The sequence below is a fragment of the Mesorhizobium sp. M7A.F.Ca.AU.002.02.1.1 genome, assembly GCF_003998535.1.
Classification (GTDB): domain Bacteria; phylum Pseudomonadota; class Alphaproteobacteria; order Rhizobiales; family Rhizobiaceae; genus Mesorhizobium; species Mesorhizobium ciceri.
Genome location: NZ_RZPB01000117.1, coordinates 1 through 11,705, shown reverse-complemented (window position 1 = coordinate 11,705; position 11,705 = coordinate 1). Strand labels below are relative to the sequence as shown.

Here is an 11,705-nt window from a genome sequence, read left to right as displayed (position 1 = left end):
CTGAGCCGGCGGCAAGACCAACCCAAGGATCGGCTCCGGAAAGCACCGTCATCGCGCCGGTCATGGCACTGATCGCCATGAGCCCTTCCGCTCCAAGATTGAGAACGCCGGCTCTTTCGCAGATAATGAGGCCGAGGCTCGCCAGCAGCAACGGTGCCGCATAGCTCGGAATGATGGCAATCCAGCCGATCAGAAAATCCATGCAACTGTCCCTTCCTAGTTCTTGGGCCGTTTGAGCGAATAGGAGCTGAAGAACTGCGCCATCAAAATCGACATCAGTACCGCGCCTTGCATCAGCACGATCATCGCTTCGGAGATCGAATAGAAAACCTTCAGGACATTCCCGGCGGTGAACACCGCGCCGAGCGCGAAAGAGATCACGACCACCCACAATGGCTTCGCGCGGGCCAGGTAGGCGATCACGATCGCGCTGAAGAGATAGCCGTTGCCGACGGACTGGTTGAGGCGGTGCTCCGTCCCCGCCACGATCATCATGCCGGCAACGCCTGAGAGAGCGCCGGAGAGCAGCACGAGCCCCACGGCTATGCTGAGCACCGGCAGGCCCGTGGCGAGCGCGGCCTTGGCGTTGAAACCTACAGCATCCGCGTAGAAGCCGACCCGGCTGTGTTCCATGACGAACCAGATGGACAATGCGATAACGGCGACCAGGAAGATTCCGGCATGCAACTGCCCCCATCCCAGAACGAGAAACCAGCTCGCCTCGGGAAAGGTGGCGGTCACGGGAAAGCTGTTGGAAGGGTCTCTCCAGACCCCGAACAGAAGATGCTGCACGAGCAGAAACGCGACGCTTCCCAGCAGCAGGGTCGAAATAACCTCGTTAACGCCCCACTTGAGTTTCAGAAAAAGCGGAATCGCAATCCAGGCGGCTCCCGCAAGCGCCGCCAGAACGAACATCGTCGGCAACCTCAGCACTTCAGGCCCGCTGCCGTTCAGCGCCACCCAGGTTGACGCGATCGCGCCGAGCCATAGCTGGCCCTCCACGCCGATGTTCCAAAACCGCACACGCATGGCAACGCCGGAGGCGAGGCCGACTAGCACCAACGGTAAAGCGGCCGTCGCCGTCTGGGAGAGGCCGTCCGAGGTCAGAAAAGTTGCAATCAGGAACTCATCCACAAGAGCGCTTGCCGGCACGCCCGCATGCACGAGCAGCACCGCCGAAACCGTCAGCCCGACCAACAGTCCGCCAACATAACTGAGACTGGTCAACAAGAAGCCGGGATTTTGCCTGCGAACAAGGAAAGCTGTGTCAAGCATGGCCTGCTAAAAGGCCTCCTATCCATTCAGGCGTGACGTCGCCGGTCTGACGGCAGCCGGCGATCCTTCCTCTGTTCATGACGGCCACCCGATGGGACAGGGACATGACCTCCTGGAGATCCTCGCTGATCAGAAGGCAAGCCGCGCCGGCTTCCACAGCTCTGCGGATCGCCGATCGGACGAACTCGGCCGCTTTCATGTCCAGCCCGCGAGAAGGGGAATGCGCTATGAGAACCTTCAGGCCGTGATCGAGCTCCCGCGCGAGCAACACTTTCTGCGCGTTTCCTCCCGAGAGCAAAGAGGCCGGCCGTTCCGGCGTCGCGCCGCGGATATCGAACGCATCGATGGCCTCGGCGGCCTTCTCGCGCATCGCCCGCCGGCTCAGGAGAAACGGGCCGCCGAAGCTACCGCTGGCGACGGTCGTGAGCGCGAGATTGTCGGCAATGGAAAGCTCCCGGATCAACCCGCTGTCAAAGCGGTCGGAGGGGATGACGCGCAAGCCGGCCTCGCGGCGCTGGTCTGGCTTGGCGGTGGATATGTCCTGGCCATCCAGTACGATCGCGCCGGCGCCGGCACGGTCGAGTCCGAGAAGGCAGGCAACGAGTTCCTCCTGCCCGTTCCCGCCGACGCCGGCGATGCCAAGGATTTCGCCTACATGCAGCTCGAACCCGAGATCGTTCAGGCTTTGCCCGTGAGCGGTCGCCCGTGCGGAAAGCCTTTCCACGCTCAGACACACATCACCCGGCCGAGATAACGGCCTGCCCGCAACCGTCAAGGCATCGCCGACCATCAACCGCGCCACCTCCGCTTCGGTGACGTTCGCAACCCGCGCACCCTCAAGTACGGTCTCGCCGTGCCGCATGACCGTTACCCGGTCGCAGAAAGCGGCAACCTCCCGGAACTTGTGCGTGATCAGAACCACGGCGTGACCTTGCCTCGACAATCGTTGGGCAAAAGAGAGGAGCGTGCGCGCTTCCTCGTCGGTCAGCACCGCCGTCGGTTCGTCCATGACCAGAATTCGGGCGCCCAGAAGCATGACCTTGATGATCTCGGCGCGCTGGCGTTCGGCGATCGAAAGATTCGCTACCAGCTTGTGCGGATCGACGGGCAGGCCGATCTCGCTCGACTTGGCGGAAACGATCGCCGCCGCATCGGTCAGCGTTTTCACAGCAGCCTTGCGGCCGAAGCCGAGGAGAACATTTTCGGCAACCGTAAAACTCTCGACCAGCCGGAAATGCTGATGGACCATGCCGAGACCGGCGGCGGCGGCTTCCAGCGGGCTGCGCAAACTGATCGCTTCGCCGTCGATCGATTGGTCGCCCCCGTCTGCTACATAGACGCCGGCCGCCACGTTCATCAAAGTGGACTTGCCTGCACCGTTCTCACCGACAATGGCATGCACCTCCCCCCATTCGAGACAGAAGGACGCATCGCGGAGCGCGGCTTTGCCGTCAAACGACTTGCCTATGCCGCGCATCAACAGAGCCGCCGGCGTGCCCAGCGGTCGTCGCATGTCGCCCGCTTGCTGAAGCGCCGTCGTCATTACTTCGCCGGCATGGTGCCGATGACACCGTCGACGAAATAGTCCATCGACCAGAGCGCCGCATCGTCGACCTTCCCGCCGACATCGACAACGATGGTGCCGTCTTGCTTTTTCAGAGGGCCCTGGAATGGATCAAGCTTGCCGGCGATGATCTCCTGCTTTGCTGCTTCAACCTTTGCCTTGGTCTCCTCGGAAACCGAGGGGCCAAAAGGAGCAAGATCGACCACGCCGGTTTCAAGGCCTTCGAAAGCGCCGTATTCCTCGGGTTTCCAGTTGCCGTCGATGATCTCCTTGATCGTCGGCACAAGATATTTCTCCCAGCGGAAGATGACGGAGGTCTGGATCGTCCGCGGCGCGGCATGCGACATGTCGAGCTGAAAGCCTATCGAAGGAACGCCTGCCTTTTCGGCGGCGTCGAGCGCCGAGGTCGCGCTCAGATTCGTGGCGAGCACGTCGGCCTTCTGGTCGAGAATGGCCTGGGCGATCTGCCCTTCCTTCACCGGGTCCCACCAGGAGTTGGCGAAGACCGCGACCGTTTCGATCGTAGGATCGACCGAACGGGCCCCGAGTGCAAAACTGTTGATATCCCAGTTCACCACGCCGACCGGAAAGCCGGCGAGGATGCCGATCTTCTTCGTCTTCGTCGCCTGTCCTGCCGCGATGCCTGCAAGGTACCAACCCTGGTAAGTGCGGGCATAGAAGCTTTCCATGTTGGCCCCATTCTCCGTGCCCGAAGCACTGAGAAACGCCACATTCGGATAGGCTTTGGCCGCTTCGGCCATTGGGGCGCTGTAGCCATAGGTGGTGCCGATTATGATGTTGAAGCCGCGCTTGACGTAGAGATCGATCGCCGCGCGCAGCTTAGTGGCCTCTTCCGGTATGTTCTCCGTCACCGAGACGGGCACCTGTAGCTGTTCCTCCAAGGCCTTGCGGCCGGCCTCGAGGGCTTCGTTCCATCCGCCGTCTTGCGCTGAACTTGCGTAGATGAACGCGACCTTGGGCGCCCCTTCCAGAGTAAAGGCATAAGCGCCGGACGTAGCACAGAATACGAAAACCGTGGCCGCCGCCGCGAACAGGCGAACTGAGTCGGACGGCTTCGTGTTGCGCTCTTTCATTTCGTGGTTCCCCTTGTTTTTCTTTGATTTTCTCAGCCGGAAGCACGCCGCGCCCATGCAGCTTCCCTGCACGGTGACGATTGCCGCCGGAGCGTCTTTTTTGATTTGGCAAAAGCGAATTGGCTCTTGTGCAGTGCATAACAGCCGATTACGTTCGTTCATGCAACAAAAATAATCATGCTCATTTTTTGGGCACTTTGTGCAGAAATGTGAACGATCAAATGAACACCGATGCTCTGGCATCATTTGTAAAAATCGCGGAACTGCGGTCATTGTCGGCCGCGGCGAAGTTGTACGGCCTGCCCAAATCCACGCTCAGTCTCCGGCTCAAGCAGCTTGAAGACGATCTGAAGGTCGCTCTGTTCGAGCGCTCCGGCCGTGTCCTGTTGCTCACGGAAGCAGGGCAAACCCTGCTCGGGCACGCGCGGCAGATCCTGCAAAGCTGCGATACGGCGCGGGCCGCCGTGACGGAACTGAGCGACGACGTGACCGGAACCTTGTGGATCGGCGCCACGGGGGAGTTCGGCACGGCCTACTACACGCAGATGCTCATGGCGTTCAGAAAGCTCTACCCCAAGGTGGAAATCGAACTCACCTTCTTTTCGCCGCACGTTCTCTACGCGCCAGAGAGCCTCGATATGCTCGACGCCGTGATTTCATGGGACGAAGGTATCGAAGTCGGCGAAACGCTCTCCACCGCAAAATTCGCACTCTTTGCCAGCAAGAGTTATGTCGAGCGTGCCGGGATGCCACGAAAACCCGCCGATTTGGCGGAACACCAGGGCATTGTCTATCGCACCTCGGCGGGCCTGCAGCACTGGCGGCTACAGAAAGGTACCGCGCAGGAAAGTATCTTGCCGCGCAGCAACCTGATCGCCAACGAATACTGGACTATCAAGTACTTCGCCGTTGCGGGCGAGGGCATTGCCTATCTACCGCACTTCTTCACCACGATCGAGTGTGAACGCGGCCACCTCATTCCGTTGCTCGACACATGGGAGTCCGCGGAAAAGCGGGTCAGCATCCGCATATCGCGCCCGCACGCCCCATCGCGTAAGATGACCGCGTTCATGGATGTCTGCGGCCGCTACTTCTCGCCCGGCTTCGTTTTCACGGGGCCGCGCTACTACGTCGAAACAATCTTCGATGCAAGCCAGCAAGAAAAGGGAACAGAAAAATGAAGGTCCTTGAAACCGGTAATGGCGCGCGTGCAATGAAAGGGGGAGGGCTCGACCCGCAGCGTGTCAGCTTCGACAAGATCCCGATCATCGATCTCGAGCCCATGTTCGCAGGCAACGAGGCGGCCAAGCGAAAGCTCGCCCAGGAACTGCGCAAGGCCTGCACGGAAGTCGGCTTCCTCTATATCAAGAACCATCACGTTCCGAAGGAGGTCATCGATGCCGCGTTTGGGGTGGCGGAGGTGTATTTCGCCGAATCCGACGACGTGAAGATGGAGAATCACGTTTCCAATTCAAAGAATAATCGCGGTTATGCGGCAATATTGGAAGAGAATACGGATCCGACCGCGCGCGGAGACCTGCACGAATCGTATGATATTGCGCTGGATGTGCCAGCCGACGATCCGGACGTGAAGGCCGGCAAAGTACTCTACGGTCCCAACCAGTGGCCAGCGGGCAGGCCGGAATTCCGAACGGCACTGGAAGCCTACCATGCCGAGATGCTGACGCTGAGTGGCCACCTGCTCCATGCCTTTGCTCTGGCTCTTGGGTTGGAGGAGACATATTTCGACCTGCTGGTCGGCAAGCCGCTCGCAACTTTGCGGGTGCTCCACTATCCACCGCAGTTTGGCGAGATCGATGACCGCCAGATCGGAATTGGGGCGCATTCGGACTATGAGTGCTTCACGATCCTGGCCCAGAAGGATGGTATTTCAGCCTTGCAGGTACTGAATGCAACTGGCGAGTGGATTGCGGCCGATCCCGTCCCCGGCTGCTTCGTCGTCAATGTGGGAGATCAGATGGCGCGTTGGACCAATGACCTTTTCGCCTCGACCGTCCACCGCGCGGTGAATCGTTCCGGCAAAGAACGCTATTCGATCCCGTTCTTCTTCGGTCCAAACTATGATGCCGTGATCGAGGTGCTTCCCAGTTGCATTGATGAGGATCATCCTGCGAAGTACCCTCCGATCACGTCGGGCGAATACGTCAACGGCCGCTTCAAGGCGACATTTGCGCACTATGCCGCGCAAAGCGAGGCCGGCGCCGAAACCGCGGCTTAAGCGGATAATCCTGTCATGCGCGGCCGCTCCTGTGGCCGCGCGTCGCATACCCGCCGTCCGTTGACCGAGATCAATATGATAGCACCCTCGATGGGTAGCGTCGGGTTAACTGGTTAGCCATGGCGTCACCAGAAGAACCCATTTCGGTTTGACGGTGGATGTGGCTAATTTTTCGGCTTTGAGGGCTTGGTGGAGCGCGGTCTTGCCGATTTGGGCTTTGAGCAGCAACGGAGCAGAAAACCTGCATAAGGAAGTCACGGCTCGTCGTCCGGGTCAGCGGTTTTCGGATCGCGTGGCGGGCCTCGGTTTCGGCTATGGCCGCGGCAAGGCACAGCCAGTCGGCGATGCTGAGGGGGGTAATGTTTTCAGGGGGCATTTTGCCGGTGCCAAAATGGATGTCGCTCATGGTCTTACCCCTTGATGGTTGCGCGAGTGCTGAAGGTGAAAGTGTGGAGGGAGCACCACCGCCCGAAGCTGCGGCCTGGCCTCCCCACAAGGGGACCCTCAAGGGGTAGATCGGCCACCGCCCTTAAATCAGCTTCTCCAGCGTGATCGGCAGATCCCTGATCCTCTTTCCCGTCGCATGGAATACCGCGTTGGCAATCGCCGGCGCCACGCCGACAATGGCCAGTTCGCCAACGCCCTTGCCGCCGAGCACCGAGGAATGCAGGTCGGGGATGCCGACCGAGATCACCTCGATGTCGGGGATGTCGGCATTGGTCGGCACGAGGTAGTCGGCGAGGTTGTCATTGACGATGCGGCCGTGGCGGCGGTCGACGATGCCTTCTTCCAATAGCGCCTGGCCGATGCCCATGATGATGCCGCCCTTCCATTGGCTTTCGGCAAGTTTCGGGTTGTAGAGCCGGCCCGAATCCAGCGCCGACACCACACGCGATACACGCACCGTGCCGAAATCCTCGTCGACGCGCACTTCGATGAAATGCGCGCACCAGGAGTGGCGGGAATAGTCGCCCTCGGTGTGCGGCACCGACATGGCGATGGTGGTGTAGTTCTTGTAGCGATCATCTGGCGTCGAATTGGCCGGCATGGTGTCGCCGGTGGCTTCGATGTGGTCGCGGCCGACGCACTTGAGCAGTTCGGCGACGGAGACATCGGGGCCGTCGCCGCGCGGCGAAGCGATACGGCCATTGGCGACGACCAGCGTGTTGGCCTGCAGCGCGTGGAAGGGCGAGCGTGGATCGCTGATGGCGAGGCCCACCAACTGGTCGAGGGCCGAGGTTGCCGCCTTGTAGACCGCACCCGTCATCACGCCGGCCAGCCGCGAACCGCCGGTGACGCCGGCGCGCGGAAAGCGGGAGTCACCGAGCTTCACCACCACGTCGTCAGCTCGCACGCCGAGCGTTTCGGCGGCGGTCTGCGCCAGGATGGTGTAGGTGCCCTGGCCCATGTCGATCGAGGAGCTTTCGACCTCGACCGAACCATCGGCCAGGATGCGCACGAGCGCCTCGCCATAGGCGCGTCGCACCGGATAGGTGCCGGCGGCGACGCCCCAGCCGATCAACTGGTTGCCGTCGCGCATCGAGCGCGGTTCGGGTGTGCGCCTGGACCAGCCGAAGCGTTCGGCGCCTGCAGCAAAAGCCTCGCGCAACTGCCTGGTCGACCAGGCTTTTTTGGCATGTGGATCCTGCTCGGCATAGTTTCGGAGCCGGATCTCCAGCGGATCGATGCCGACCTCGTAGGCAAGCTCGTCGATGGCGCTTTCGATGCCGAAGGCTGAGGGGTTTTCGCCCGGCGCGCGCATGGCGCCCGGCACCACCGAATTGACCCGTACGACATTCTGCTTCGAGGAGAAATTCGGCGTTGTGTACATGATCGAGGTGACCGATCCGAGCGGCTCGACCCACATGCCGTCGATGGATGTTTCATTGACGCCGCGATGCACGATCGACTGGATCTTTCCCTGCACGTCGGCGCCGATCGTCACCGTCTGGCGCGTCGCCGCGCGGCCGCCATAGCCGGTAAAAGTCTGCGGCCGGGTCATCACCAGCCGCACCGGCCGGCCGAGCATTTTGGCCGCACAGGCGGCCACCGCGCCATGGCTGAGCGCCAGCGCCTTGGAGCCGAAGCCGCCGCCAATATAGGGCGACACCAGCCGCACGTTCTCGAACGGCACACCGAACCATTCGGCATAGGTGCGCGCCATGCCGTCCAGCCATTGGCTCGGCTCCCACACGGTGAGGTGGTCGCCCTCCCAGCGGGCGATCAGGCCATGCGGCTCCATCGGCGCCTGGTACTCGCGCGGCGTGTTGTAGGCGGCGCAGATGCGGACCGGCGCCGAGGCGAACGCACCTTGCGCGTCGCCCCATTCCTTGGTCATGGCATCGATCGCGATGCCATCGCCGGCTTTGGCGTCGCTGAGGTCGACGATGGCAGGCGTTTCCTCATAGCTGACCTTGACCAGTGCCGCCGCCGCGACCGCCCGCTCGAAGGTCTCGGCGACCACGGCGGCGACATGCTGACCCGAAAAGGTGATGTCGCGCGCGAGCGGGCAATACGGCTTGTCGGGCGGCGGCGTGCCGAACCAGTCCGCCGCGGTCCTCAGGCTGATGATGGTGTCCGGCGTCAGCACCTGCAGCACGCCGGGCGCCACCTCGGCGGCAGTGGTGTCGATCGCGCGCACCTTGCCCGATGCAATCGTGCTCTCGACCAGGACGGCGTAGGCGAGGCCTTCGAGCTGCTGCTCGACGGCGTATTTCGCCGCACCGGTGATCTTGGCCGGGCCGTCGATGCGCGACAGCCGGCCGCCGACGGCTTCGGCAAAAGCGCCGTCGGACGCATCCCCATGCCTGATGTTGTGAACGGTCATGCCGTCTCTCCCAATTTGCGGATGGCGCGGGCGACGACGCGCGGCGCCAGTTCGACCTTGTAGTGGTTGGCGCCATGGTCGACAGAGCCTTCGACGGCGAGCAGGCTGGCGGCGCGCACAGTGTCCGGCTCCAGCACCTTGCCCTTCAGCGCGTTTTCCACGGCCCGCGCACGCCACGGCTTGGTCGCGACGCCGCCAAGCGCGACGCGCAAATCGCGGATCGTTCGGCCGTCAGGTTCGAACTCAATGCCGACCGCCGCGCTCGCGGCGGCAAACTCATAGGATTGCCGGTCGCGGATCTTGAGATAAGTCGAACGCCGGGCAGGGGCCGAGCCGGGGATCTCGATCGCGGTGATCATCTCGCCCGGTTCGATCGCGTGTTCCCGATCCGGCGTGGTGCCGGGCAGCAGGAAAAAGTCGTCGACCGGGATGTGGCGCTCGCCCAGATGCACGATCGCATCGAAGGCGACCAGCGCCACGGCGAGGTCGCCCGGATACATGGCGATGCACGCGTCGCTGATGCCAAGCACCGCATGGCCACGGGTAACGCCGCCGATCGCCGAACAGCCAGAGCCGGGCTCACGCTTGTTGCAGGCTGGGAAATTCGCGGGATCGCGGAAATAAGGGCAGCGCGTGCGCTGCATCAGATTGCCGCCGATGGTCGCCATGTTGCGGATCTGCGCGGAAGCCGCCTGCCACAGGGCTTCGGAAATGGCGGGGAAGCTACTCTTGATGTCGGCATGGTCGGCGACATGGCTCATCCTGGCCAGTGCGCCGATGGTGACGCCGCGCTCGTTCACCTCGATCCTGCCCAACCCCTTGAGATGGGTGATGTCGACCAGCGTCTCGGGCTCGGCGACGCCGCATTTGGCGAGGTCGATCAGCGTGGTGCCGCCGGCCAAGAGCATGGCGCCGGGCAGGGCGGCCGCCTGGCGTGCCGCATCGAGCGAATTGGCGCGCACATACGAAAAATCCCTCATGATGCGGCCTCCAATGCTGCCTGGCGGACAGCGGCGACGATGTGCGGATAGGCGCCGCAGCGGCAGAGGTTGCCGGCCATATACTCGCGGATTTCTTCGTCGGAGCCGGCATGGCCTTCGCGGATGCAGGCGACCGCCGACATGATCTGGCCCGGCGTACAATAGCCGCACTGGAAGGCGTCCTGTTCGAGGAAGGCAGCCTGCACGGGATGCATTTCGCCCTCCCGTGCAAGCCCCTCTATGGTGGTGACGGTGCGGCCCTCGACTTGTGCGGCCAGCGTCAGGCAGGCCAGCACGCGCTCGCCGTCGATATGCACGGTGCAGGCGCCGCACTGGCCGTGGTCGCAGCCCTTCTTGGTTCCGGTCAGGCCGAGGCGATCGCGCAAGGCATCGAGCAGCGTGACGCGCGGCTCGAGTTGCAGATCGTGATCACGGCCGTTGATGTCGAGATGAACTGGGATCGTTGTTTTGGTCATGGGCGTCGGGCTCCAGTTGCTTGACGCGAAGTCGTTGATTTCATCTTTGGCAGCCGGCGGGGACCTGGCGCCGGCTGTGCGGCCCTTCGCTGCCGCTCCCCGCCTTCGGGCGTTCAGCCCCTTAAAAAGGTCCACTGGACTTTTTGGTGCGCCCGAAGGCGGACCGGGCCTTCACCATTCGTCGTTCGGGAAGCCAAGCAATTGGCTTCCCATCCGCTAGGTGGACCACTCCTCACCCCAGCAGGTCCTCGATGCGGACCGGAAAGCGCCGCGGCCGCACGCCGGTCGCATGCCAGACCGCATTGGCGACGGCGCCGGCCGTGCCGGTGATGCCGATTTCGCCGACGCCCTTGATGCCGAGCGCGTTGACGTGAGGGTCGTCCTCGTGGACCAGCAACGCCTCGACCGATGGAACGTCGGCATTCACCGGGACATGATATTCGGCGAGGTTGGCATTCTGGATCCGGCCAGAGCGCCGGTCGGTGATGGCTTCCTCATGCAGCGCGAACGAGACGCCCCAGATCATGCCGCCATAATACTGGCTGCGCACCAGCCTGGGATTGATGACCCGTCCGGCGGCGAACGCACCGACCAGCCTTGTGACACGGATCTGGCCAAAATCCGGATCGACCTTCACCTCGGCAAACACGGCGCCATGCGCGTGCTTGGCATAGGCCTCCTGAGACGCCGGGTCGGGAGCGCCCTTGCCGTGGCCCTCGATCTCGGTGAGGCCCGCGCGCGTGAGGATTTCGGCGTAGCTTTCACCGCGGCTTTCATCGTCGCGCCGATAGAGGCGGCCGCCGCGCGCCAGCACGCCTTCATTGCCGGCGCCGTAGAGCGGCGAGCCCTCGTCGCCGGTGGCGAGATCGGCGAGCCTGGCGATGACGGCGGCGCCCGCATTGTGGATCGCCATGCCGGCCGTCGCCGTGTGGCCGGAGCCGCCGGCAATGCCTGCATTGGGCAGATCGGAGCTGCCGGCCCTGAAATCGACCTGGTCGATATCCAGTCCCAGTCCGTCGGCGGCGATCTGGGCGAAGGCGGTCCAGGCGCCTTGCCCCATGTCCTGAGCGCCGGTCTCCATCACGCCGCTGCCATCGGCTCTCAGCACCGCCCGCGCTTCGGCCTGGAACATGATCGCCGGGAAGGTCGCCGTGCCCATGCCCCAGCCGGTCAGGAAACCGTCGGCGTCGCGCATCAGCCGAGGCTGAAGCGGGCGGCTCGCCCAGCCGAACGTCTCGGCCGCTTGCCTG

At 63.0% G+C, this 11,705-nt stretch carries 10 protein-coding genes and 1 pseudogene; 2 read left to right on the top strand and 9 right to left on the bottom strand.

The window, feature by feature from the left end; all coding sequences use genetic code 11:
* The 4 genes and pseudogenes from EN879_RS10265 to EN879_RS10250 form a co-directional block, all read right to left on the bottom strand.
* A pseudogene (locus EN879_RS10265) lies at positions 1-202 on the bottom strand (ABC transporter permease); the annotation flags it as partial.
* A 14-nt stretch (positions 203-216) separates the two neighbouring features.
* The gene (locus tag EN879_RS10260; protein WP_013530695.1) at positions 217-1,275 is read right to left on the bottom strand and encodes an ABC transporter permease; all 1,059 of its coding nucleotides are present in this window, start codon (positions 1,273-1,275) and stop codon (positions 217-219) included.
* Positions 1,268-2,818, bottom strand: coding sequence for an ABC transporter ATP-binding protein (locus tag EN879_RS10255; protein ID WP_082826499.1), 1,551 nt, complete (start codon positions 2,816-2,818; stop codon positions 1,268-1,270). The genes EN879_RS10260 and EN879_RS10255 overlap by 8 nt, the downstream gene beginning before the upstream one ends.
* Positions 2,818-4,179 carry a BMP family ABC transporter substrate-binding protein gene (locus EN879_RS10250; protein ID WP_164745855.1) on the bottom strand — a complete coding sequence of 454 codons (1,362 nt, stop codon included), beginning with the start codon at positions 4,177-4,179 and terminating at the stop codon, positions 2,818-2,820. Before EN879_RS10250 ends, EN879_RS10255 begins: the two co-directional genes overlap by 1 nt.
* On the opposite strand from EN879_RS10250, the gene EN879_RS10245 reads away from it, so the two are divergent.
* Positions 4,155-5,114, top strand: coding sequence for a LysR family transcriptional regulator (locus tag EN879_RS10245; RefSeq protein ID WP_127274041.1), 960 nt, complete (start codon positions 4,155-4,157; stop codon positions 5,112-5,114). The genes EN879_RS10250 and EN879_RS10245 overlap by 25 nt on opposite strands.
* Entirely contained in the window at positions 5,111-6,172 is a 1,062-nt protein-coding gene (locus EN879_RS10240; RefSeq protein ID WP_063168589.1) for a 2-oxoglutarate and iron-dependent oxygenase domain-containing protein, read from the top strand. Before EN879_RS10245 ends, EN879_RS10240 begins: the two co-directional genes overlap by 4 nt.
* 70 nt (positions 6,173-6,242) lie before the next feature.
* Here EN879_RS10240 and EN879_RS10235 read toward each other — a convergent pair whose 3' ends face one another.
* The 5 genes from EN879_RS10235 to EN879_RS10215 form a co-directional block, all read right to left on the bottom strand.
* Positions 6,243-6,578: a hypothetical protein gene (locus EN879_RS10235; RefSeq protein ID WP_127224178.1), complete on the bottom strand. Its 336-nt coding sequence runs from the start codon at positions 6,576-6,578 to the stop codon at positions 6,243-6,245.
* 123 nt (positions 6,579-6,701) lie between these two features.
* On the bottom strand, positions 6,702-8,999 hold the full coding sequence (locus tag EN879_RS10230) for a xanthine dehydrogenase family protein molybdopterin-binding subunit (RefSeq protein WP_063168588.1): 2,298 nt from the start codon (positions 8,997-8,999) through the stop codon (positions 6,702-6,704).
* On the bottom strand, positions 8,996-9,979 hold the full coding sequence (locus EN879_RS10225) for a xanthine dehydrogenase family protein subunit M (RefSeq protein ID WP_063168587.1): 984 nt from the start codon (positions 9,977-9,979) through the stop codon (positions 8,996-8,998). Before EN879_RS10225 ends, EN879_RS10230 begins: the two co-directional genes overlap by 4 nt.
* Entirely contained in the window at positions 9,976-10,455 is a 480-nt protein-coding gene (locus EN879_RS10220) for a (2Fe-2S)-binding protein (protein ID WP_013530702.1), read from the bottom strand. The genes EN879_RS10225 and EN879_RS10220 overlap by 4 nt, the downstream gene beginning before the upstream one ends.
* Before the next feature lie 232 nt (positions 10,456-10,687).
* On the bottom strand, positions 10,688-11,705 hold a 1,018-nt coding region (locus EN879_RS10215; RefSeq protein WP_164774368.1), incomplete at its 5' end, for a molybdopterin cofactor-binding domain-containing protein.

Excerpts from the sequence above, each read along its gene's own strand:
- EN879_RS10255 (WP_082826499.1), bottom strand. The coding sequence starts at position 2,818 with ATGACGACGGCGCTTCAGCAAGCGGGCGACATGCGACGACCGCTGGGC.
- EN879_RS10235 (WP_127224178.1), bottom strand. The coding sequence starts at position 6,578 with ATGAGCGACATCCATTTTGGCACCGGCAAAATGCCCCCTGAAAACATT.
- EN879_RS10230 (WP_063168588.1), bottom strand. The coding sequence starts at position 8,999 with ATGACCGTTCACAACATCAGGCATGGGGATGCGTCCGACGGCGCTTTT.
- EN879_RS10225 (WP_063168587.1), bottom strand. The coding sequence starts at position 9,979 with ATGAGGGATTTTTCGTATGTGCGCGCCAATTCGCTCGATGCGGCACGC.
- EN879_RS10220 (WP_013530702.1), bottom strand. The coding sequence starts at position 10,455 with ATGACCAAAACAACGATCCCAGTTCATCTCGACATCAACGGCCGTGAT.
- EN879_RS10250 (WP_164745855.1), bottom strand. The coding sequence starts at position 4,179 with ATGATGCCAGAGCATCGGTGTTCATTTGATCGTTCACATTTCTGCACA.
- EN879_RS10260 (WP_013530695.1), bottom strand. The coding sequence starts at position 1,275 with ATGCTTGACACAGCTTTCCTTGTTCGCAGGCAAAATCCCGGCTTCTTG.
- EN879_RS10240 (WP_063168589.1), top strand. The coding sequence starts at position 5,111 with ATGAAGGTCCTTGAAACCGGTAATGGCGCGCGTGCAATGAAAGGGGGA.
- EN879_RS10245 (WP_127274041.1), top strand. The coding sequence starts at position 4,155 with ATGAACACCGATGCTCTGGCATCATTTGTAAAAATCGCGGAACTGCGG.